We start from the raw sequence: 23,581 nt of genomic DNA, 5'->3' as shown, positions 1-23,581 counted from the left end.
TAGTTTTATAGAAAATAGGGTAGGAGTACTGTATCCATGCCTTTCTAACAAACTTGAATTTGGAATCTGGTTGATTATAACTATTTTCTGGTATAGACGATTCCTCTATAATTAAAGTTAAATCTTAGCAATTTACAGACATGGAAAGACATCAAGGGCGGTGTAGAATAATGAAAAAATCTTTACCTTATGTGTATGCTTTTTGCTTGACGTTTTTACTAGGCTTAATGGTAGGGCAGCTGTCAGCAAGTGCTGAAGGATCAGTGAAGATTCAAAAGATCAATAAAGATGCGGTTATTTACGAGGAGCCATCCACAAATAGCGCGGAAATCGGTGAAGTTGCGAAAGGTAGCTTCGTCCAAGTGACACAAGCAAGTAAAGGGTGGACACATATTCAAACGCCAGAGCTGGCGGGCTATGTAACATCTGACGTTTTAGTGAAGGTAAAGTCTGAGGGCTACTTAGTTATTCAGCAGGGTGGCACTACTTTATTTACGGAACCAAGTCAAAATGCTCAGCATATTGGTCAACTATATGAAGGACGCATGGTTTATGTCTATGGTACAGCACCCGGTGGTTGGTCTTTCGTCCAATATGGAGAGGATATAGGCTATGTAGCAACAATTGCCCTAAAGAAACCTGTACCAACAAAGAAACAAATTAATGCTCCAAATGGTGCTGAGTTACGCTTGACGGCTAGTCCAAATGGAGAAGTTCTAGGAACAATTGCTAATAAGATGACTGTGCAGCATTACATAACGCTGGCGGGTTGGGCTTATGTAGAAGCGGGCGACCAAAAAGGGTATGTCAAAGCTTCTGAATTAGCCAATATCCAGCTTACTAATAATAAAGTTTATAATAAAGGGGTGCCAGCACCAAAGGGTTCAAAAAAACGTGTAGCGTTAACCTTTGATGATGGACCAGATGCCAAAGTAACACCACAAATTTTAGCTACATTACAAAAATACGATGCAAAGGCAACATTTTTTATGGTAGGGAAAAATGTTGCAAAAAACGCTACAATCGTCAAGCATATCTATGATGCCGGGCATGAAATTGGCAATCATACATCCAACCATAAAAAATTAACTGCATTATCCATCGCTGGTGTCAAGCAAGAAGTAAATGGCACAAGCAATGCCATCTATGCAGCAATTGGTCAGTATCCAACTGTTTTCCGTCCACCATATGGGGCGACAAATGATCAAGTTCGTTCGGTAATGACAATTCCATCGATCCTATGGTCAATTGATACGCTTGATTGGAAGCATCATAATCCAGATAAAATTTTAGCGTATGTGAAAGCATCTGTAAAAGACGGCAGTATTATTTTAATGCATGATATCCATCAAACGACTGCCAATGGTTTAGATAATGTCCTTCTCTACTTACAAAAGCAAGGCTATGAATTTGTTACGGTTAGTGAAATTTTACAATAATATATACGACCTAAAATCTAAGTCTGATATTTTGTTGACTTAGATTTTTTTCGATGAATCCGTTCTGTGAACCCCGTATACAATAGGGGCGACGCTCAGCTAGTAATTTCAGCAGTAAGAACTTTTAGAGTTGAGTTTACGTGAAGCGGAATAATCATAGAAAAAGCCGTACTAGTCTTTTAGAGACCAAAGTACGGCTTGTTTTTATTTAAATAAATTAATAGTTGTAATAATAATAGGAATACCAAACACGTCGATTAAAAATGCGCCTACAATTGGTACAACGAGAAAGGCTTTTTTAGAAGGACCGAAGCGTTGGACAACGGCTGACATATTGGCCATGGCATTCGGTGTTGCTCCTAGACCATGTCCTGCGAAACCAGCAACCATCACGGCCGCATCATAGTTTTTGCCGAGTAATTTAAACAAGACGAAAGTGCTAAATACAACAATAAAGAATACTTGCGCAAAGACGATGATAAATAATGGAAGTGCTAAATCTGCAATTTCCCATAATTTAATACTCATTAGAGCCATTGAAAGGAAAACACCTAATGTTACATCTCCAATTAATGAGATACTCTTCATATTGATTGCTTCTGGTTTAAATTTATCCATAATATTGCGGACTAAGACTGCTACGAACATAGCTCCTACATAGCCTGGCAAAACGAATCCTGTCGCTTCAGAGAATAATGTTCCAACATAGGTACCGACAGCCATACAGAAAGTAATTAATAAGACTTGTGTAAAGAATGAATCAGATGTAATTTGTTCATGTTTATTTTCATATTCGATTTCTTCAGCCTCTTGTTCATCGGGTGTTAAATTGTATTTACTAACTAAATATTTCACGATTGGCCCACCAATTAAACCACCAGCTACTAAACCACAAGTTGCAGCCGCAGCACCGATTGTCATTGCTGAGGAAATACCCAAATCTTCTAATGTTTGTCCAAATGCTGCTGCAGCACCATGGCCGCCTTCCATGGACACAGCACCGGCCATCATACCGATGAGAGGATGAATCCCCATTAGTGACGCAAGAGAAACGCCAATGACATTTTGCATGAGGGCAAGGAAGCCACATGCTAGCCAGTAAATTATAAGTAATTTTCCACCAAGTCTAACTAGCTTAAAGCTTGCTCCTAAGCCGATAGTTGTGAAAAACGTAATCATAAATAAACTTTGTAATGATGTATCCAGTGATATTTCTAAAGTTCCTGTAGTCTTTAAAATGGTCGCAAGTGCAGCAAACAGCAAGCCACCGACCACTGGTGCTGGAATACAAAAACGTTTTAAGAATCCAATTTTATTAATGAGAAAGCCACCTAATGCAAAGAGTGCAACGGCTAGAAACACCGTTGTAATTTGATTGATTTCGATCATGAACCTTGCCCCCCAAGTAAGTTGTTCAGTGCTTCATAGACAAAATAAGCACCTAATTTCACCGTACGTCCGTTTTCATCTAATGACGGATTAACCTCACAAATATCAAAAGAGTGTGTATGTGGATGCGAAGTTACCTTTTGAAGAATCGTACGCACAGTTGTCGGTTCAAGTCCAAACGGTGAAGGTGCACTTACGCCTGGTGCCGATGCTGCGCTTAATACATCCATACATAATGTTAGAAGCACATAATCATGTTGATCCATATAATTTTGTAAATCATCCATTAATGGCTGAAGATTGGCCGATGATGTCATGTCATCTTCTACTACATACTTCACTTGTAGCTCATCCGCTTTTTCGAACAGCTCTTTTGTATTGCCATAGCGTTGTACTCCAACAACAAAATAATCGACATATGGGTCTTGCTCTAAAATTTGACGGAACATTGTACCAGAAGAAGGCTGCTCGTCATATGGTCGTAAATCAAAATGAGCATCGATATTGATAATGCCGATTTTCGCTTCCTTTGGTAATGCCGCACGAACACCTAAATAATGACCATACAGTGTTTCGTGACCGCCACCGAGCACGACACATTGTAATTTCTTTTGTAGGAGGGTGCTAACAACATCACCAAGCTCTCGCTGTGCCTCCTCTAGTGCGTGATTGAGACAAATGATGTTCCCTACATCAATGATTTGTTGCTCCTCCTCAAACGTCCACGGTAAACTAGAAAGTCCTTCACGTAGTGCGTTTGGTCCATTTGCTGCTCCTACTCGACCTTGATTTCGACGTACACCCTCATCGCAAATAAAGCCAACCATTGCAGCACTTTTCTTATCTGAAGCGCTTACATCATTAATCGCGATTCGTTTTACTTGTTGGTGTAAACGGAAACTGCTTTTATTTGTTGTTGAATCTATACGGCCTTTCCATTGTTTTTGATCTGTCATTGTGTACATAATCTTATCATCCCCATTGCAAATATTATTGTAGTAAAAATATTGTTGTAATTCATTATATATTCACATAATTATAATTACTAATATATAATTAATATTAATCTATAGCTTTAAACTATAAATGAGGGAGGATCACCGTATTGGATATTAAACAATTACAATATTTTATTGCTGTTTCAGAGCATATGAATTTCTCAAAAGCCGCAGAAAGACTGCATATTTCGCAGCCTTCCTTAAGCAATGCCATCAAAAAATTAGAACATGAGATTGGCACGCCCTTGTTAGACAGAAATACTAGAAATCTGCAGTTAACGGAAGCGGGTGAGGTATTATTTGAACGTGCAAAAGTTATTGTGAAAAATATGGAAGTGTTAAAAATAGAGATGGATGAAGTCGTTGTACATGGCACGAGTGAAATTACCATTGGTGTGATGGAATCAATCAAGCATTGGCTTCCTAAAGTAATTGCTAACTATAAAAAAGACTATCCGCAAATGATAATCCATTTGGTAGATATTTTAGGCAGTAAGCGTGTAAAAAAATCCTTGAAAAGCTATAAAACCCATTTAATTATTACCAATCAGCTAATGGATGATCCTGAGCTTGAAGTTAAGACCTTATATGAGGAACGTTTAGTAGCTGTTTTACCTCTACATCATCCGTTAGCGAAGAAAGAAACTTTATCGATTTCAGACATTAGTGCAGAGCCTTTTATTATAAGTACAGAGGGGTTTCAAACAAGACGTGATATTTTGAATACTTTTGAACAAGCAGGGAAGAGCATTGATATTCAATTTGAAATTGAACGTTTTGAAACGGCTGTATCTCTTGTAAGAGAAAATTTAGGGATAACCATCTTGCCAGAAAACTATTTACAAGGCCCGACAGCTAAAACCATTGTTAAAAAGGAAATTGAAGGAGCGAATCTATGTCGGAATGTGTATTTGGTGTACTTAAAAAATCGCCATTTACCTTTTGCTATCCGTCAATTACTGAAAGATGTGCTGCAATTTTTCGAAACGAAACCAATGTAAACTAATCCAATTGTTCTATACATGAAATTTTCCTTTTAATTAGAAAATTCATGAAATGGAATTGATTTACTAGAAAAATAGCGGTAACATTTAATGTAAGAATAAAAATGAACAATCATTCATTTTTTTCGGAGTTCAAGCAAAGGGGGTTTCTTCCAATGAATTTTTCCTATAGTGAAAAAGTTGTGAAGTTACAGGATAAGCTGACGAATTTTATGGAGCAATACATCTACCCGAATGAGGCCGTTTATGCTGCACAAATCGAGGCGATGGAGGATCGTTGGGGAGCGATTCCGCCCATTATGGATGAGCTAAAGCAGAAAGCGCAGGAAGCAGGCTTATGGAATTTATTTCTACCAGATAGTGAATATGGAGCGGGTTTAACAAATCTAGAATATGCTCCATTATGTGAAATTATGGGACGTTCTCTTTTGGCACCGGAAGTGTTTAATTGTAATGCACCTGATACAGGTAATATGGAGGTGCTAGTTCGCTATGGTTCCACACAACAAAAGAAGCAATGGCTGGAACCGTTATTGCGTGGGGAAATACGATCTTGCTTTGCGATGACTGAACCTGCAGTCGCGTCGAGTGATGCTACGAATATTGAGGCAAGTATTGAACGAGATGGCGATGAATATATTTTAAATGGTCATAAATGGTGGACAACTGGTGCTGGCGACCCGCGCTGTAAAATAGCTATTTTTATGGGTAAACATAAAGATTCAACGGCGCCTATTCATGAGCAACAATCTATGATTCTTGTACCAATGGATACGCCAGGAGTAATAGTGGAGCGCATGTTAACGGCATTTGGCTATGATCATGCACCAGAGGGACATGGAGAGGTTACCTTTACGAATGTACGCGTACCTGTAGACAATATTTTATGGGGAGAGGGAAAAGGCTTTGCCATTGCCCAAGGTCGATTGGGCCCAGGAAGAATTCATCATTGTATGCGTCTTATTGGCGCGGCTGAACAGGCATTAGAGGAAATGTGTGTACGGGTACAGGAGCGGCATGCGTTTCATCGACCTCTAGCAGATCAAGGTGTGATGCGTGAACGTATTGCCGAGTCACGTATTGATATTGAGCAAGCAAGACTTTTAACATTAAAGGCTGCTTATATGATGGACACGGTTGGCAATAAAGAGGCAAAAGCAGAAATTGCAATGATTAAGGTAGTTGCGCCAAATATGGCACTGAGAGTTATAGACAGAGCGATCCAGGCATTTGGAGCTGCTGGTGTAGGGCCTGATACAACACTAGCTGCACAGTGGGCAAATTCTCGAACATTGCGTTTAGCAGATGGGCCAGATGAAGTACATCGCAATACAGTTGCCAAGCTGGAATTAAAAAAGCACGCGAAAAAACATAAGGAGCTGGTGAAATGACTGTAATGGAGTTATTTAGCTTACAGGGGAAAACAGCCATTGTGACAGGCGGGGGACGTGGACTCGGTGCACAAATTGCCCAAGGCTTTGCCGAGGCTGGAGCCAATGTTGTCTTATGCTCGCGAAAAGTGGAAGCATGTGAGGAGGTCGCTACAGCTCTTGAAAAATTAGGGGTTCAAACATTAGCGTTAGCCTGTGATGTGACAAAACCAGAGGATATTGCCGATGTTGTGGCACAAACGATGACTACGTTCGGCAAAATTGATATTTTAGTCAATAACAGTGGGGCCTCATGGGGAACACCTGCTATCGATATGCCGTATGAAGCCTGGCAAAAAGTATTTGATGTCAATGTGAATGGAACATTCCTAATGAGCAAAGCAGTCGGCAAAATCATGTTAGAGCAGAAAAGCGGAAAAATTATTAATATTGCTTCCATCGCAGGGCTTGGTGGTACACTACCTGCATTTATGGATACCATTGCCTATAATGCCAGCAAAGGGGCTGTTATAACATTAACGAAGGATTTAGCCGTCAAATGGGGACCTCATGGTGTCCATGTCAATGCCATTGCCCCTGGGTTTTTCCCAACCAAAATGTCCAATGTATTAATTGAACGTGGTCAAGATTATTTGATGGGCGCTACACCATTAAAACGACTTGGCTCCGAAAATGATTTAAAGGGTGTGGCGTTATTTCTAGCATCGGCAGCATCAGATTATGTGACAGGGGATGTCATTGTTGTTGATGGGGGCATGAGCGCCATTATTTAAAGGAGGGATAAGATGGATACAATGCAAGTAAGGGCAAGTGAACGCCTAGATGTAGACAAATTGCGCGCATTTTTAGAAAGCCATTTTTCTGAACTACCGCAGGGGCAATTGGAAATTTCACAATTTAGTGCTGGTCATTCCAATTTAACATATTGCTTGAAAATAGCTGATTTTGAAGTGGTCCTTCGTAGACCGCCACTTGGCCAAGTTGCCAAGAAGGCCCATGATATGAAGAGAGAGTTTACCATTTTATCGGCCTTGCATCCATTTTTACCTGTGGTTCCAAAACCTTATGTTTATGTGGAGGACCGAGACATTATTGGCAGTGATTTCTTTTTAATGGAGCGAAAAAAGGGTATCGTCCTCGATACCTTTTTTCCAAAAGGAATAAAACCGACGGAGGAACTAGCCCGTCAGCTGTCTGAAAAAATGGTTGACTCATTAGTAGCACTCCATGCAATTCCTTATGAGAACACGCCGTTACAGGACATGGTGAAGCCTGACGGATTTATGGAACGACAGGTACATGGTTGGATCGAGCGCTATGATAAGGCTAAAACAGCAGAGTATGCTGAAGTAAAAGCTTTAACAGATTGGTTAAAAAAACATATTCCTCATAATGAGGAGGCAACCATTATTCACTACGACTATAAATTGAATAATGCTATGTTTTCTGAGGACTACTCCGAAATGATTGGTTTATTTGATTGGGAAATGACCACAGTAGGGGATCCACTTGCTGATGTAGGTGTCGCAATGAGTTACTGGATGCAAGCGGATGATCCAAAAATGCTATTACATGCACTAGGCGACCCACCTGTTACGGTATTGCCGGGATTTTATACCCGTCAGCAATTTATGGAACGCTATGCTGAAAAAAGTGGGCGAGATATGTCAGACATTCAATATTACTGTACATTTGCGTATTTCAAATTAGCAGTCATTTGTCAGCAAATCTATTTTCGTTATGCGAAAGGGCAAACCCAGGATGATCGCTTCGCTCAAATGGATAAAATGGTCGCTGCCTTAATAAAACAAGCTTCAGCTTCTATTTAACCGTTTGAAAAACAGTTACTTTTCGTTGAAGTAGCTGTTTTTTTATAATCGTATAACAGATTATCCGACACTAGGTTATATAATTATTGAATGCCACTCGCACAAAAATGATTCAAATAACTCAACTACCACACGTCAAAGAATTAAGAGAGATAGAATGTATGTTCTTGGATTCTATCATTTTGTTAAAACTGAAAACAATAATGATTTATTGTTTTTCGATAAAAAAATATTGACTTAAGATGTGTTGGGGATTATTATAGCTATAGCAAATCAGACGATATGCTTGGAAATGGATCATTTACAATAGACAAATTATATGGAGGAAAAGATGATGAAGAAATATTTATTAGCAACAATACCTATGATGATAGGTGTTTTATGTTTATTTATAAAAGGAATTCTTGGCGATGAGGTACTAGCAAACGGAGTAATTGTGGAGAAGAACTTCTTTTTAATCCCATTGAGCTATTTATTTTTCTTTAGCGGTATACTAACATTGATCTTTTTTTCAACGCTTAAAAAACAAAATATCGCAAAATAACGCAAAAAACAGGCTTTTCATAGAAGCCTGTTTTTTTGTTAAGACCATGTTTGATCGAGCTTGTCACTATAATAATGAATAACTTTTTTGTAATCCTTAATGCCCTGATGGTTGGTTGTGCTGACTAATGTATTCAATAATGTTTTCATAGATTTTGCATGTTCACCAAGATTATAAAGTGTCATGGCATAAAAAACCTTTACATGCTCGGCTTCAGGAAATTCGTGTATAGCTTGTTCCAATGTCCGTTTTGCTTGTTCGTACAGCCCCAATGTCCGATACGTGCTCCCTAAACCTAGATAGGCATCCACTAAAATAGCTGGCTCCAATCCTAATTGAATGGCTTTTTCATAGTGGGGAACAGCTTCCTTTTCTTGTCCTAAAGAATCGTAGGTCCAGGCACATTGAAATTGATAGTAAGCATTTTCAGGTTCTTCTTTGACCAATGCCACCATTAATTGGTTGGCTTCCTTAAGCTGGCCATTTTCTCTTAATGTTAGAACTTGCTCTAATTGTTTATCCATTGATTAAGCCCCTTGTTTGTAATGTTTCGCATCATATGGGTTACCGTTCAAAAAATTTTTTTCGACAGCTGCTCGAAAGATTCAGCCAATAATTGCATTGTTCCATGATCACAAAGGAAAATATTGCCTGATGAGTCCATAAAAATGGGGTTCCCTCCACCATCCAATTGAAATGACATAGCTAGTTGAAGAAAGGACTCACTGAATGGTTGACGAAATGCCAGTGTTAAATCGATGACTGTTTCATTTCCATACTGGAACGACTAGAAAAAGCATGTACTGCACGTAATATCAAATTGTACACCGAGCCTCTGTTGAGCATAGATAATTTCTTCCTCATCTATCATGTATGGTGTTCCTTATTGAGTAGAAATACCTTCAAACGTTCTAATAAACTTTCTTTCATTTCCTCCCACCCTTTTTTAGATGCTTCCCTTATTATATAATCAATAATTTGCTAGAAACCAGTAGTAATGGTATTGTTTGTGTAAAAGTAAATCCATGAGGTGAATAGAATGCTAGAGCGTTCGATGGAAAAGACACGGGAATGCAAAGAGGAAAGGGAGTGATAGATTAATAAGAAAAGAGGATATAAAATGACAAGAGACCAAAAGATTATTTGTGACGGATTTGAATTGCACTATAGTATAAAGGGACAGGGTGAGCCTATTTTAGTCGTAGGAAGCAGTGTGTATTACCCGCGATTGTTCTCAGAAAACCTTTCCCAGCATTTTCAGCTTATTTTTTTAGATCATCGTGGATTTGTGAAGCCTCCTCGTCCTTTAAAGCAAGAGGATTATACTTTAGAGAAAATTGTCGATGATATTGAACAAGCTCGACAATTGTTAAAGTTGGAACATTTCATTATTTTAGGGCACTCAGGGCATGCATTTATGGCGATGGCGTATGCTAACACATACCCTCAGCATGTTCGGAAGGTGATTCTATTAAATACAGCTACAACAAATAGCCAAGAAAGACAACAGCAAAGTCTGTCCTTTTTTGATGCTAATGCCAGTGTCGCGCGAAAAAAACAATTTGAACGAGATATTGCTTTCTTAGCGCAGGATTTAAAGAAGGAACCTGAACGACGCTTTGTTCATATGTGTATTCGCATGGGCGCACATAGTTTCTATGATTATTCGTTTAATGCTACAGCTATGTGGGAAGGCGTTTATACGAATATGGAAGTCATAGATTATCTGTGGGGGAGAGCTTTCGCTGAGCAGGATCTTTTACAACTAACTCGATCTTTCCCTAAACCAGTTTTTGTTGGACTAGGTAGATATGATTTCTTAGTTGCCCCTGTTTCATTATGGGAGGCAATAGAGGATACTTCTCAGGTTAAGAAAGTTATATTTGAACAAAGTGGTCATAACCCTATGTTTGAAGAGCCAGAGTTATTTGATGAACAGCTCATTAGTTGGATAAACGAAGGATAATTTTTTAAAACTTAGAGCAGTAGTTGGTAACATGTATATGTTATCATACTGCTCTTTTTTCATGTAGAAATAAGAAGGGGGTAGCCGTTAACGGTGAAAATCTTTCGCCCTTTGGTTAGATAGGGGAGTCCAATCATTCGTTGTACACCTGCTGATCACCAGAAATCTAAGTAGATGAAAGATCATGATTAAACAACAGGCTACTTTCAAAGGGAAGAGCCCATGCACTAGCTTGCCGTATTCGTTTTGCTTATAGCATTCACTTGCTGGCAGTCAATAATAACGGGTCTAGCCATGTCATCGATTTGAAGGAAAAAGGCACAGCAGCTATGTGGATCGAGATAGATAAAGTAAATACCGCAAAAACAATGGCCATCAGAAAGATAGACATCTACTAATGTCCCTGGGTCAAAACATTCTAACTGACTACAAATACAGCCTTCACAATGTTTTTTATCTTTATTTCTTACGTGGCTCTCCGACTGTTTATTCCCATCCTGAGAACTATTATAATACTTGATGCGATATGAATCTTCTTCTGCCATATCATCCGTGCCATAATAGTAACCTGTGCAATAGTTCTTCGAGTCACAATAGCATTTAGAAAATTTATGATAATTATTTAAATTTCTATCCAATCGTGTTAAATATCGATTTTCATCCATTTTTGAAACGCTCCTTTATGGTTTAAATGTTAATTCTAACGCTAGTCTTCTATTTCTAATCTATGTAAAAGAGCTATCTTGAGTTGGTATTCTGTCCATCTACTTGTCAGATAAAAGAAAAAGCTAGACTCCTAAATAGAGTCTAGTCTTTTGAATGGTTTACATAATCTACATAATCTTCTTTCAGTAATCCATATATTTCTAGATCAACAACGCCTTTGCCGGACCATAATGTTGCTTGTCGTAATAACCCTTCTTTTATAAAACCATTCTTTAGTAGTACTTTTTTCGAGGGCCCGTTTAATGGCATGACTTCAGCTTGAATTCGATTCACCTGAACCTCCTCTAATAAATAGTTCACGACCATTTCAACGGCCTTCGTAGCAATGCCCTTTCCCCAAAAATCTTCCGCTAAGTAATATCCAATTGTCACCATATTTACTTTTTGATTAAAGTCCATAGCCTCAATAATACCCACTAATTTCTCGATTTGGGACGCTTCAAAAATACCCCATTTTATTCTACTTTTCTTCTTAAAGTCTCTTTCAAAATGCTCAATCATTTTTTGTACGGTTTGATAGTTGTGTTTTGGGATAATACCACAAAACTCGAAAACCTTTGTATTATCATAAATGGCAAACAACTCTTCTACATGAGACGCTTCTATTTTCTTCAATAGTAGACTAGACGAATGTAGCAGAGGAAATTGAGTAAAAACCTTTTCAATCATCATTTTTTGGCTTCCTTTCTTAACCTTTAATAGGAATGTAAATTTTCATTTTCATATTATGTGGATAGATAGATTGCATAACATCTGTTATTTCGAAATCAGGACCCCTATCTCTTTCGTAATTAGAGTTAGGCAACCATACCCCGTAAATGTAACGTCTTGTATTCTGTATACCTTCTGCACTACTATTCAAGATAAATTCAGCATATTGACCAGCAGGTAATTCTACATGGATAAACTCTTGCTGAACACGCTCCTCAAATACTCGGACTTCCTCACCAACAACAAAAGAAAACTCACCATTCTCCTGAAAGTTTGTAGAGATTCCATAGGCCATATTAGGTGCCACTTTTTGTGAAATACGTTCATAATAGTGCTGGCGACCAAAATCATGATAAAAGCCTGGAATTTCAGCATAATACCTCTCATCTTGTAATGATGTTTGATAGGGATGGCCGGTGATTAATTTTTTTCCTACAGGTACGATTTTTGGTTTTTGCATAGGGAGCTCACCATCCATTTTATAATCCAAAAAGTTTATTTTGTTTTGTAAGGGTATAGAATTTGCACTCTTTCTATACTTAGCCGGTGATATCCCAAAGTATTGAACAAAAGCCCTTGTAAAAGCTTCTTGAGAACCATATTGAAAGTTAATCGCCACTGCAAGTATTGCTTGAGAGGTTGTTATTAATAGAACGGCCGCTTCAGAAAGCCTTCTTTTACGAATATACTGCTGTACGGAAAATCCAGTTATCGCCTGAAACAGTCGTTGAAAATGGAAGGCTGAACAGTACGACTGCGAAGAAATATCTGTGATCGACATTTTTTCTTGTAAGTTATCCTCTATATAGTCTATAGCGTTTTGTATTCTTTCAAAATAATCCATACGATCATCCTTTCTTATTCTCATCGTACCGTTTACATGGAAATATTTTTTGATAATTTCTGCTAATTTGTACAATATAGTGGACTGAAAACGAAATCAATAGAAATATTGAAATGAATGACAAAAATAGGTATAATTTATTTAAATTTACAAGAAAGCGAGTGATCCATAATGATAGTCAGCTCTAATTTTCCATTAAATAATATGAAGGTGTGGAAGAATTAAAAGGGATTTTTCTTCCGCAAATAATCGGAGGAGACAATATGTATAGTAATTATGGACCGTTATGTACGGAACTTTATGATTTAACAAAACCAGTAGGATATTCTATTGGCGGGGATATTGAATATTATAAGGAACGTTTACAGGGACTAACAGGTAAGATTCTTGAGGCGGGTGTCGGCTCAGGTCGTTTCTATATTCCTTTCATGGAGAGTGGTTTTGATGTAGAAGGGATTGACAATTCTTTAGAAATGCTGGCGTCCTGTCGTAAACGATGTCTCGATAGAGGACTTACACCCGTTCTTTATGAAGGCGATGTTTGCCATTTTACAGTAGATCAACAATATGACGCTATCATCATGCCAGCAGGATCTTTCTGTTTAATAGAAAATTATCAAGATGCCGTGTCAGCTTTAACAAATATGTATCATCACCTTGCTCCAGGCGGACGCATTCTAGTAGATTTAATCGTACCGACAGACTGGAAAACTGGAGAAATTACTACAAGTTATCATCCAACCTCCGAAGATGGAGGGATCTCGATTGAGAGGAAATCGATTGCGATCAACTGGATGGAGCAGTATACTTTATCAGTTTTAAAATATGAGAAATGGCAGCGTGGTACATTGATTGATACAGAGCTACAAAAATTTTTATTACACTGGTACGGTCTAGAGGAATTTAAACTGCTTTTACAAAGCATAGGCTTTTCGGATATTACATGCTCTGCTAATTACACATTTCAGCAACAGCCTGATGAAGCTTCATCATTTATTACATTCGAAGCTTCACGTTAATTAGCAATGACCAGCACTCTCAAGGAGTGTCTGGTCATTTTTAATTGTTTAATCTACTTTTAATTTTCTAGCTGTACCAATACCTTTTGTTTTCACATTTACCTCAATTTGCACCGGTAGATTAGGGTAAAGCGTGTCCCAATCTTTTTTGATACGTTTCCATGCTTGGTGGTCTTCACGATGAAGTACCTCACTAAACTTTAAAATATCAGCTTGATAGGTTTTTTGAATCGTATGCAGTGTTTGTTCTAAATTTTCTTGAACTAATTTACTTGTTTCTTTATTAATAACATCAATCGTTTCGGGCTTTGTTATATCGATTGGGCAACTTATTTCCGCTATATTTTGTTCAAGATCAACCTGAATATGGATGGAGGGTTTGTCATTTTTTATGCTGCCAGTAACTTTTGTAGAGGAATTTAAAACCTCTGCTGATATTTTCCCCTTTTCCGAACAAGGCACTTTTTGAACGGTCCCTTTTATATGGTTGTGTAAGAAATTGTAGTATTTGCTTTCTTCCTCTGTTAAGAAGCCTATAAGCTTATAGTTTTTAAAAACAGCAAGTCCACTGTATTTTAAATTGGCGGGGCTATCCATTTTTTCTATATTGGAGCTATTTTTTCCGGCATCTGCATCTCCAAGTATATGAATGGAGGGCAGAACAGCACTATGATCAATACTTCCTAAAGACTCGATCAAATCGTCTAAAATCACTGATTCCGTGGTTCCCAATACATCCTCAGAGTCCTTTAAGGATTTTAACATTTTACTGGCAGGAATATCTTCTAATGGTGTTAAAATACTTAAAATATCTTGCGCTGTTGATTCATGAGCAACAATAATATTAAAATCGCTTCTTCCCTCAGGGTCCCTTTGAAATAAATCTAATATACTATTCATACCATATTCAGCCATCTCTTCACCAATAATAATAACTTGAGCATGTGCATAATAAGGTTTCCTTGGCGTCAGTGTTGTTAATTTTCGGATGGCTTCAAATAAGGTTCTCCCTTTTGCGTGATAGGTAAAAACAGGGACTTGAAAGCTTGTGGAATTTTTCGGCGCAATTTGACTCGGGTTAACAATTTGAACGGAAATTTCTATGAATTCGTCCGTTTTATCGACTCCAACAGCTGTGACAATGGCTAATTCATTTAACTCCCGCTTATTCCAACACCCAGTTAATAACAAAACGACTAGAAGTAGGAGAAAAAATGACACCGTGTGTTTAATATTGGCACCTCCTCTAGGAAAAGGGCAAAGACATTTCCGATACTAATTAGGATAAGCAAATAATAGGAAAACTAAACAAGAAGAAATGTAAGGGTGTAATTTTTTAGAGGACATTTAAGTTTATATACAGAAAAAGTATAGCAATCATTTTAAAAAGGAGGAAAAAGAGGTGCAATCATTATTACATGGAGTAGAGGCCATTTTTATCCCGATAAAAGACCCTCAATTATCAGCTAAATGGTATGAGGAAAAGCTTGGATTTAAGCTTTTATATATAGAAGAAGACGCAGCGGTCATGAAAATAGCCGAACGTTCTGCTACGGTTGTATGCTTAGTAAAAACGGAAAATCATCAACCATTACATTTCCCAGATAATCATTTTGGGGTAGGGAAATACTACAATTTTCTTTCTTCATCAATTGAAGAGACCTACCATTCACTAGTGGAGCAACAAGTGAACGTAAATCCTCTGGGAGGAGAAGGGCAAACAAAATTTTTCACCTTCTATGATTTAGATGGAAATCCATTAGGGGTTTGCCAATCATAAGCGGGTCACTGTTATAAACAGTGACCCTAGTAACAAATCTAGGAGGTGTAAGGCTAATTAGCTTTACACTACTATCATATACACAATTATTATATTGAAATAGTTAATTGCCTAGGAAATAGATAGAAAATTGAGAATTATTTTAAAAATGAATGGATTACATCTTATTTTTTAACCATGTGCATATAATGGATCGTTTCAAAAGCTGATAGATAATCTGTTCGATGCTGGAAATAAAGCTGTTGAATTGTAGATGGAGATAGATGTTCATAAATAAGTAGATCTGATTGAGCTACCATCTTCTCCATTTCCTCATAATGATAGCACGATTTCATGGGTTCACCACCAGCGGCCGCCATCTTCACCATATGATCTACTCTGTTAGAGATGCCTTTTTCACTAAATAACGATTCATCAGCATAGTCCAAGACAAGGGAACTACCTGCTGGAACTAGCGCAAACAGATGGTCTAATAAGCTAGCCAGTTCTTCTTTCGTTAAATAGTAGGAGACACCTAAGAGACTAAAAAATGTTTTCTTATACTGAAAGCCTTGATCTAAAAGAGGTTGACTATGAAATTGCTTCGTAAAATCCATCGCTATAAAATGTACATTATTGGTGCGGCTGATTGACGCTTCTTGTAATTTTTGTTTTTTGAATGCTTGTGTAGTTGGGAAATCAACCTCAAATATTTTTAATACACGTTCTAAATGAGGGTGTCGATAAGCGAATGTATCCAAACCAGCACCCAAAATAACATATTGCTCAACACCGAGCTGTATTTCGTTTTGTAAGACTCTTTCACAGTATGCGGCACGTGCCAAGGGAGTCGGCGCTAGTTGAACTTGCGTAATCCATTTTAATAATTTTCTCGAATTGCCTTTATATTTTTCGGCAATTTCCTTATTAAAAAATTCAATACCTTGCACCATATTGTCTTCAATGCTCTGAAATTCATCCTTGGAGATTAATTCCTGTGCTAGATAATCATCAAATATTTTCGGCGTATCAAATTGGCTATGGTAGGCTCTGCTAAAGGCGGCTATTAATGAAGTTATACTAGATTCCTGCTTCTTCATCCGAACACTCCTTACAATAAAAAATAGGATTCCCCTGGCCAGGAGAATCCTATTATATAAGATAATATTTTAAATGTAAATTATAGCATAAATAACTTTTTTTGTCAAGTTTTTATCTATGGTTAACAATTTGAATGATGATCTTTTAAATGGTAAAATAATATCTAATTAGGTATTACTTGTAAGTGGAGGTGAGCGCTCTGAACATATGGAAATTACTCATTTTACTTGTACTGATGATTGAATTTGCCCTAATTGGTAGCGACAACATCTCTACAAATACATCGGATGAATTTGATGCAAGTAAACGAAAAGATTCCCAGCTACAGGAAAGAGTATTGGCCAGGACAAGCACTGAGGAAATGGACATGCATCATAGACTTCCACTGAATTATGTAGATGCTACAACTGCAAATGGTGAATTTCATAACTCTTTTTACAGCAAACATTCTCCACACGAATTTGATATTCACTATGATATAAAGAATAAGGGGACACAACCATTTAGCTTAAAAATTTATAATGCAGATGCCAAACTATGGGCTCAAAAAAACGTAAATGCAGGAGCAAAATATTCAACGATACTAGAAAAGGATAGCTATACGATGTCAGAAGGGGTGTATAGCATTTCCATCATTACTGCTGATGGGGCAGAGGGTGTATTTGATTTTGCCATTCAAATAATCGATTAAAATATTTTTAAATTTTATGTAACTTATTGCAACATCAACCGTCTACCTTATTAGTAGAATACAAAAAACTAAAGCAAGCTAGTAACATTCACTTTTCACAAAAAGACCAGGATTCACTTATTTCGTGACTTCCTGGTCTTTTTGTGCGGGTAATCTTATTTTTTATGAAAAATAGGACAAATAATGAAACCTTTTAGCTGTTTATTCGTATTCATAAATGAATCTAAAGCTAAGCAATATTAATTAGTAAGATTCACTTTCACTTAAAAGGCTAGAACTTACATAATTTATGTAGGTATCTAGTCTTTTTTGTTAGATTCCTACTTGCAAAATAAATAGGACATGAGTAACTCGTATGCTCGAAAAAACATAAATTCCTACCAAAAATTGAATGGAAAATATTTTAACTTGTTCCACGCCTCAACTTAGCGTAGTATTAATACGAATCAAAACTAAGTAAATTAGTAAGATTCACTTTCACAATAAAACCAGGCGCTCTTCTATGAGGAGCATCTGGTTTTTTGTTTTATCTGAGATTTTCAGAGAATTAATTTATGGGACAATCTAGCCCTCTATCACCACTACTAGTATTTGGCAGGCATTATGCAGCTGTAGCGATGCTGCCTCATTGAATATGAAGCAACGAAATGTGCTAATGTGACAGATATAATCACACGGATAAACGCTTATTTTTTCTCTGCCACTATCATTAAAAACATAGGTCTTCGTAGTTCATCTTGCATACCTGGAATAGTTTGTAGCATTTCCTCAGATGGCATAGGTTCCTTCACAGCACGTATTGTAAATCCAACCTGTATTAGATCATTCATATAAGTGGATAATGTACGGTGATATTTAATGACATTTTCGGTAAGGAAGGTTGTTTCGCGTATGCCTTCTGTTTGATAATGGTCCACTGGCCAATGCAGTCGGTTTCCTTGTTCATCATTGTACCAATCCTGTTCATGGCGGGATGTGAAAATAGGGTGCTCCACTGAAAAAACGAAAGATCCGCCAGGTTTTAAATAGGTATAAACCTTTTTGCATAGTGCTTCAAAGTTTTGTAAATAGTGAATAGCTAAGGAACTTAATACAACATCAAATTGAGAAGCGGAAAACTGAATGTCCTCAATCGGTATTTTCAAATAGGAAATAAAAGGATCATCCGTTTTTTCCTGAGCTTTTTCCAGCATTTTTTCAGATATATCTACACCAATCACTGATTTTGCCTGTTGTGCGCGCGCATATCGACAATGCCACCCGAAGCCACATCCTAAATCAAGCACGTGTTTATTTTTCAAATCAGGTAAAAGTGTTTTTAATACATGCCACTCTCCTGCAGCGTCCAGCCCTTGAACAGAACGTGGCATTTTTTCGTAAGCAGAAAAGAATTGCATATCATCATATTTATTTTGCTTCATCGTTTAAACATCTCCTATAGATTAAAATAGCCTCCTACATACGCTTGGTTACCTAGGAGGCTAGCTATCTTCTTCTAACCATGGTTTTCACCCCTATAATTGCTTTTCAAAACCATTCAAGAATACATAAAAAGTAAAGTACAAAAAGAGTAATCCTGAAATAAACGAAACTATTTGCATAAGCTTTTTCCCCATTATTTTACCACCGATGCTATTTAAATATGAAAGGATTAGCCCCCAAAAAGATTAAAACGGTAATAAATCCGAAGAAGAAGGGAAGTAAGCTTTCAATAGCTCAATGTCCAGTTGTACCTACTATACTTCCACCAACCGTTGCGAACCAAACAATTGCAGTCAGTGCAGAAACTACTAGCCAAACACCAATCGGTTGATGTCTAGTGGTGGATTTTCTGAGTGAACTAAATTTGACAGATGGTTGTTTTAATGGGTATTATTGGATTTTTAAAGTTATAAATATCAATATTGAAATGGTGATAGCTTTAAAGGTCACTATGGAGGATAAAAAGAAAATGAATCAATCAAAAAAATTAATCGGTCTTATAGTCATTGTGTTTTTTTGTGCATTTGTTAGTTTTACCCTGTATAGATGGGTTCGTTTCGGAATAATTGATGGGGGTTCTATAATAATTAGCTTTATTTCCTTATCCTTTTTATTCAATTGGCTGAATTCGGGTAACCATAACGGTATTAAAGAAGATAAAGATGAACTAGATAAACATATTGAAGCACACAGTGCCAAGATTGGCTATTATGCTTTAATGATCGTAGCTTGTTTAATTTTATTTGTATCAGAGGGTGTATCCAATTTAAATGACATGAAAAATTATCCCTTGATTTTAGTTGTGGGGCTTGCATTTGTCATCGCACCCATCATAGAATTTTTTTATTCAAAAAAGGTTAGATAACTGTAAGTATTCGTTCAAGCAAAAAGGGGGAATCGTTTTGTTAAAAACAGTACAAATTATTTTATCAATAATAGGCATCACGCTTTCCATTTACGGATTTATGACACATGATTATCGGCTAAACTTTTTAATGATCCTTTTTCTAGGTTTATTTATGTTAACATTAGGAATTAATGAATTTCGGAGAGAGAGAAAATTATATGGTTGGTTTTTAGTCGGGGCATTTATATTTTCGGTCTATGTGTCCATTCAAAGCTTCATATTCGTATAAAAAGTTGAATTTCGCACTTGATGATAGTGCTGTAATTTTTTCACAATTAAAAACATGTTGCAATTATGGATGTTTTATTTTAGTATTTTAATATTGTGTCAAAAATATAATATTTTTTCTTCTTATCAAGAGAGATGGAGGGACTGGCCCGATGAAATCTCGGCAGCGGAACTATTAAGTTACTGTGCCAAATCCAGCAAGCAATGTTCTTGATAGATAAGAGGAGCGTTTTAACTATAAGGCCTCTTCTTGTTATTTCAAGATGAGGTCTTTTTTATGGTGAAAAAATAAAAAATATGGCTGATTTTTAATTTTTGGAGGTAGACAATGAAGAAAGAGAATCCATGGGCGCTAATCCCATTTGTTATTTTTATGATTTTATTTATTGGTTCAGGGATTATAATGGGTGATTTTTATGCCTTTCCTGTCATTGTAGCCATCAGCATTTCGGGTGCTGTAGCTCTAGCCATGAATCGAAAAGAATCATTTTCCCGAAAGGTTGATATTTTTTGCCAAGGTGCTGGAAATTTAAATGTCATGCTGATGGTTATTATTTTTCTATTAGCAGGGGCATTTTCAGAGGTAGCGAAGGGGATGGGGGCTGTAGATTCCACTGTTAACTTTGCTTTATCGGTTATACCGCAAAACCTGCTTGTCGTAGGCCTATTCATCATTGCCTGCTTCATCTCTCTATCCATGGGCACATCAGTGGGGACGATTGTTGCGCTGGCGCCAATTGGAGTTGGGATAAGCGATCTTACGGAGCTACCTATTGCTTTAGTGATGGCAGCGGTTGTAGGCGGTTCGATGTTTGGTGATAATTTATCTTTTATTTCAGATACTACTATTACCGCCGTTCGTTCACAAGGCGCGCAAATGAAGGATAAATTTAAGGTCAATTTTTGGATTGTATTGCCGGCAGCTTTTCTTACAAGTATTATTTTAGGGTTTATGACATCCGGGGGGACAGCCCAAGTAGAGCATCTAAGCTATAATTGGATAAAAATTATTCCTTATGTTTTAGTTATTATTTTAGCGTTATCTGGAATGAATGTTTTCCTCGTTCTTGCATTAGGGATTGTTCTCGCCGGTGCTGTTGGCTTAGCAGATGGAAGCTATCACATAATGAGCCTTATACAAAAGATTGGTGAAGGAATGGAAGGGATGTATGAAATCGCCTTTCTGGCTATATTAATAGCTGGAATGGTGGAGGTTATTAAATTTAATGGGGGAATTGACTTTTTACTCCGTCTTGTAACGAGCAGGATTAAATCGCAGAAGGGTGCTGAATTTGGTATAGCTGGTCTTGTGGGTCTAACTAATTTATCTACGGCCAATAATACAATTGCTATTCTAATTGCGGGGCCGCTTGCCAAAAATATTGCTGACCAGTATGAGATTGAGCCGAGAAAGTCCGCAAGTATTTTAGATATTTTCTCCTGTACAGTCCAAGGTCTTCTCCCATACGGAGCCCAATTCCTTGTAGCCGCAAGTGTAGCCAAAATTTCGCCAGTGAGTATCTTGCCGTACTCTTTCTACCCAATTCTTATTGGTATTTGTGGTATGATAGCGATATTCATTGGGTATCCGAAAAAAAAGAAAGCCTAAACTTTACATTCAGACAGTAGACAAAAGCCATCGAGTAGTTTGATATGCTCCCTATTAGGTAGACAGATTAAAAAATAAAATCTGTTTATCTAAGGGGAGCATTTTTTGTGGTGCAGTTAATATCTACCCCTAATTGGAACGAAGGGCGGGAAGCAGTTGGACCCCGCTCATGAAAAGCGCCCACCCATAGTGGAAATCAACGGCTTTACTTTATTTTAAAGTTAATAAATTTCAATAAGAACCAAACAATAAACGCTAATGGTATTAGGTAAAAAAATAATAGTAGAAAAATAGGGGAGCAGTCTACTTTTTTAGGGGGTAGGGGGATAGTTCATTCAAAAAGGGGAGCCCCTTACAGTCGAAAATAAAAGAGCCCAGTTGCTCTATTAATGGGAGTCTGGGCTTTGCTTAAGTATTTTGAACGAGCTGTTACTTTCTTGCCTGAATTAAAGTAAACCAATCGTTGTCGTTGAACTTGCCAGAAACATTGTATATGGGCTGATAGAAGCCTTTTGTATCATACATATACGATAGCTCAATCGATTCAATTTCAATTTGGTCTCCTTTTTTTATAATTAGGTCTTCCTCCTGTACGAGTGCGTTATACTTTATTTGAGGGAAATCGCCATCCTTTATTCGTTCATATATTTCTGCAGGAGACAGTATGTTTACCTCTCGAATAAATTGATTTTCATGAAGACTGTAGGTTAACGAATAAATGTGACCATCCGGTTTCAGGCCAAGACTGACATCTCCAGTCCAGTAATCTTTAGTTACATCAGGACGGTCTGGTAAGGTCCATTCAAATTCACCATTCTCCTGTACAGTAAATTCTGCATCTTGAGGTAGTATAGAAAGTTCATCCATCAATGACTTCGCCTTTTCTTCTTGCTCTACAGCTGAAGTTTGCTCCGGTGTATAATTATTCTCGGTTAACCACCATTGTCCCTCTGAATTATTGGTAACCAATGTATACGCGATCCCATTTCGATCTTCCACTAGCGTTTCGTCATTGTCCTTGGCATCAGATGCATTCATCTCTGATAATCCTAGTTTCTGTTGTAATAGGTCTTTTACGTCACCTTCTTGAATGATTTTCTTGTAGACAGGAGCAACAATGGGTGCTGCGCTTAATTCCAATGATGTGGATACATGAACCTCTGACATTTTTGATTTTGTATATGCGTTTATTGCTAGATGACCAAACTCCTGTTGGGCGTAGACAATGTTCATAACGATAAAGATTAAGCCCATCAATAGAGGTATGGCAAGATTTCCAATCAGAGTTTTCATCTTTACCTTTTTGTTATGGGTAATAGAAGCGACAAGTTTGTATAATTGGTAGCCAATAATACCGCCAAGTGAGTTATTGATTAAATCATCAAGCTCAAAAATCCCTGCTCCTGAAAGTGCCTGATACGTTTCGATGGAGGCTGTTGCACCTACAATTACTAGAAGAAGCCACTTAAACTCTTTACATTTAGCCATAAGTAAAGGTAGAAATATTCCTAATGGCACAAACATTAATATATTAAATAGACAATTTTGAAGATCACGTAAAGAGTATTTTTTCCACGCGTCTATATAACCACTGAATGGCTGAAGGTTCAACTGCATGAAATGTGAAGTGCCACGACCAATCACTGTTAGCTCCAAAACAAAGACAATATATCCGATAAAAATTGCGCCAAGCAGAAGCTTTTTTACAGGAATTTGTTTTTGTTGATCGGATCGTCGTCTTTGATAATAAAAGAAATAAAGTCCAATCAGTAAAAATTCAAGGCCAATAATTATGATGACGGGCAGCATCAAAATTTTGATGTTGCTCATGATTTCAGTAATTCCCAAGGTGTGATGCTCCTTTTTCTGATGATGATTTTCAAATGCTATATGCCAGATGAGAGAATTCTCAGTAATGTCGACCTTCATTATTGTAAATGGAAA

General features: G+C 37.3%; 24 protein-coding genes and 1 riboswitch. Of the genes, 14 read left to right on the top strand and 10 right to left on the bottom strand.

All coding sequences use genetic code 11. The features are described from left to right. Positions 1-170: 170 nt before the first annotated feature. Positions 171-1,439 carry a polysaccharide deacetylase family protein gene (locus PI85_RS07870; protein ID WP_036126529.1) on the top strand — a complete coding sequence of 423 codons (1,269 nt, stop codon included), beginning with the start codon at positions 171-173 and terminating at the stop codon, positions 1,437-1,439. Between the two features lie 204 nt (positions 1,440-1,643). Here the strand turns inward: PI85_RS07870 and gltS are convergent, their stop codons facing one another. Beyond that, positions 1,644-2,828 (bottom strand): sodium/glutamate symporter, encoded by a 1,185-nt coding sequence (gene gltS / locus PI85_RS07865; protein WP_036126528.1) that lies wholly within the window; start codon positions 2,826-2,828, stop codon positions 1,644-1,646. Further along, positions 2,825-3,793 (bottom strand): formimidoylglutamase, encoded by a 969-nt coding sequence (hutG, locus tag PI85_RS07860; protein WP_036126527.1) that lies wholly within the window; start codon positions 3,791-3,793, stop codon positions 2,825-2,827. Before hutG ends, gltS begins: the two co-directional genes overlap by 4 nt. 140 nt (positions 3,794-3,933) lie before the next feature. On the opposite strand from hutG, the gene PI85_RS07855 reads away from it, so the two are divergent. The 5 genes from PI85_RS07855 to PI85_RS07835 all read left to right on the top strand — a co-directional run bounded on the left by PI85_RS07855 (position 3,934) and on the right by PI85_RS07835 (position 8,594). Then, positions 3,934-4,827: a LysR family transcriptional regulator gene (locus PI85_RS07855; protein ID WP_036126525.1), complete on the top strand. Its 894-nt coding sequence runs from the start codon at positions 3,934-3,936 to the stop codon at positions 4,825-4,827. Positions 4,828-4,985: 158 nt separating this feature from the next. Next, positions 4,986-6,221, top strand: a complete 1,236-nt coding sequence (locus tag PI85_RS07850) for an acyl-CoA dehydrogenase family protein (RefSeq protein ID WP_036126523.1) — start codon at positions 4,986-4,988, stop codon at positions 6,219-6,221. After that, positions 6,218-6,994: an SDR family oxidoreductase gene (locus PI85_RS07845; protein ID WP_036126522.1), complete on the top strand. Its 777-nt coding sequence runs from the start codon at positions 6,218-6,220 to the stop codon at positions 6,992-6,994. The genes PI85_RS07850 and PI85_RS07845 overlap by 4 nt, the downstream gene beginning before the upstream one ends. 12 nt (positions 6,995-7,006) lie before the next feature. Then, positions 7,007-8,050, top strand: a complete 1,044-nt coding sequence (locus tag PI85_RS07840; RefSeq protein WP_036126520.1) for a phosphotransferase family protein — start codon at positions 7,007-7,009, stop codon at positions 8,048-8,050. Between the two features lie 331 nt (positions 8,051-8,381). Next, on the top strand, positions 8,382-8,594 hold the full coding sequence (locus tag PI85_RS07835) for a DUF3955 domain-containing protein (protein WP_036126517.1): 213 nt from the start codon (positions 8,382-8,384) through the stop codon (positions 8,592-8,594). A gap of 38 nt (positions 8,595-8,632) precedes the next feature. On the opposite strand, the gene PI85_RS07830 is transcribed toward PI85_RS07835, so the two are convergent. Beyond that, positions 8,633-9,118, bottom strand: a complete 486-nt coding sequence (locus PI85_RS07830; RefSeq protein ID WP_036126515.1) for a M48 family metallopeptidase — start codon at positions 9,116-9,118, stop codon at positions 8,633-8,635. Between the two features lie 596 nt (positions 9,119-9,714). Between PI85_RS07830 and PI85_RS07825 the strand changes: the two genes are divergently transcribed. Then, positions 9,715-10,560: an alpha/beta fold hydrolase gene (locus PI85_RS07825; RefSeq protein WP_036126513.1), complete on the top strand. Its 846-nt coding sequence runs from the start codon at positions 9,715-9,717 to the stop codon at positions 10,558-10,560. Between the two features lie 227 nt (positions 10,561-10,787). On the opposite strand, the gene PI85_RS07820 is transcribed toward PI85_RS07825, so the two are convergent. From PI85_RS07820 to PI85_RS07810, 3 genes are all read right to left on the bottom strand, one after another. Beyond that, on the bottom strand, positions 10,788-11,225 hold the full coding sequence (locus PI85_RS07820) for a hypothetical protein (protein WP_036126511.1): 438 nt from the start codon (positions 11,223-11,225) through the stop codon (positions 10,788-10,790). Positions 11,226-11,367: 142 nt separating this feature from the next. Continuing rightward, the gene (locus PI85_RS07815; RefSeq protein ID WP_036126508.1) at positions 11,368-11,958 is read right to left on the bottom strand and encodes a GNAT family N-acetyltransferase; all 591 of its coding nucleotides are present in this window, start codon (positions 11,956-11,958) and stop codon (positions 11,368-11,370) included. A 16-nt stretch (positions 11,959-11,974) separates the two neighbouring features. Then, a complete protein-coding gene (locus PI85_RS07810) occupies positions 11,975-12,841 on the bottom strand; it encodes an effector binding domain-containing protein (RefSeq protein WP_036126506.1) in 867 nt (288 codons plus the stop codon). A 263-nt stretch (positions 12,842-13,104) separates the two neighbouring features. Here PI85_RS07810 and PI85_RS07805 point away from each other — a divergent pair, with 263 nt between their 5' ends. Beyond that, positions 13,105-13,860, top strand: a complete 756-nt coding sequence (locus PI85_RS07805) for a class I SAM-dependent methyltransferase (protein WP_036126504.1) — start codon at positions 13,105-13,107, stop codon at positions 13,858-13,860. A 48-nt stretch (positions 13,861-13,908) separates the two neighbouring features. Here PI85_RS07805 and PI85_RS07800 read toward each other — a convergent pair whose 3' ends face one another. Further along, positions 13,909-15,081 (bottom strand): Ger(x)C family spore germination protein, encoded by a 1,173-nt coding sequence (locus tag PI85_RS07800; RefSeq protein ID WP_036126502.1) that lies wholly within the window; start codon positions 15,079-15,081, stop codon positions 13,909-13,911. Between the two features lie 181 nt (positions 15,082-15,262). Between PI85_RS07800 and PI85_RS07795 the strand changes: the two genes are divergently transcribed. Next, positions 15,263-15,640, top strand: coding sequence for a VOC family protein (locus PI85_RS07795; RefSeq protein WP_036126500.1), 378 nt, complete (start codon positions 15,263-15,265; stop codon positions 15,638-15,640). Between the two features lie 164 nt (positions 15,641-15,804). On the opposite strand, the gene PI85_RS07790 is transcribed toward PI85_RS07795, so the two are convergent. After that, positions 15,805-16,719, bottom strand: a complete 915-nt coding sequence (locus PI85_RS07790; protein WP_036126497.1) for a class I SAM-dependent methyltransferase — start codon at positions 16,717-16,719, stop codon at positions 15,805-15,807. Positions 16,720-16,904: 185 nt separating this feature from the next. Here PI85_RS07790 and PI85_RS07785 point away from each other — a divergent pair, with 185 nt between their 5' ends. Continuing rightward, the gene (locus PI85_RS07785) at positions 16,905-17,411 is read left to right on the top strand and encodes a hypothetical protein (protein WP_036126496.1); all 507 of its coding nucleotides are present in this window, start codon (positions 16,905-16,907) and stop codon (positions 17,409-17,411) included. 686 nt (positions 17,412-18,097) lie between these two features. Here PI85_RS07785 and PI85_RS07780 read toward each other — a convergent pair. Continuing rightward, entirely contained in the window at positions 18,098-18,832 is a 735-nt protein-coding gene (locus PI85_RS07780) for a bifunctional 2-polyprenyl-6-hydroxyphenol methylase/3-demethylubiquinol 3-O-methyltransferase UbiG (protein ID WP_036126493.1), read from the bottom strand. Positions 18,833-19,053: 221 nt separating this feature from the next. Between PI85_RS07780 and PI85_RS24410 the strand changes: the two genes are divergently transcribed. From PI85_RS24410 to PI85_RS07765, 4 genes are all read left to right on the top strand, one after another. Further along, on the top strand, positions 19,054-19,224 hold the full coding sequence (locus tag PI85_RS24410; protein WP_161792553.1) for a hypothetical protein: 171 nt from the start codon (positions 19,054-19,056) through the stop codon (positions 19,222-19,224). A 33-nt stretch (positions 19,225-19,257) separates the two neighbouring features. Further along, positions 19,258-19,758, top strand: a complete 501-nt coding sequence (locus PI85_RS07775) for a hypothetical protein (RefSeq protein WP_235318468.1) — start codon at positions 19,258-19,260, stop codon at positions 19,756-19,758. Positions 19,759-19,795: 37 nt separating this feature from the next. Further along, positions 19,796-20,029, top strand: coding sequence for a DUF3953 domain-containing protein (locus PI85_RS07770; protein WP_036126491.1), 234 nt, complete (start codon positions 19,796-19,798; stop codon positions 20,027-20,029). A gap of 119 nt (positions 20,030-20,148) precedes the next feature. After that, positions 20,149-20,252, top strand: a riboswitch (SAM riboswitch). A 104-nt stretch (positions 20,253-20,356) separates the two neighbouring features. Beyond that, positions 20,357-21,637, top strand: a complete 1,281-nt coding sequence (locus tag PI85_RS07765) for a Na+/H+ antiporter NhaC family protein (RefSeq protein WP_036126489.1) — start codon at positions 20,357-20,359, stop codon at positions 21,635-21,637. Positions 21,638-22,066: 429 nt separating this feature from the next. On the opposite strand, the gene PI85_RS07760 is transcribed toward PI85_RS07765, so the two are convergent. Then, positions 22,067-23,467, bottom strand: coding sequence for a VanZ family protein (locus PI85_RS07760; protein ID WP_235318467.1), 1,401 nt, complete (start codon positions 23,465-23,467; stop codon positions 22,067-22,069). Between the last annotated feature and the right edge of the window lie 114 nt (positions 23,468-23,581).

Origin of the sequence: Lysinibacillus sp. A1, assembly GCF_000801965.1 — a bacterium.
In the GTDB taxonomy this organism is placed as follows: domain Bacteria; phylum Bacillota; class Bacilli; order Bacillales_A; family Planococcaceae; genus Lysinibacillus; species Lysinibacillus fusiformis.
The sequence above is the reverse complement of the archived record's forward strand: the minus strand, read 5'-3'. Positions and strand labels throughout refer to the sequence as shown.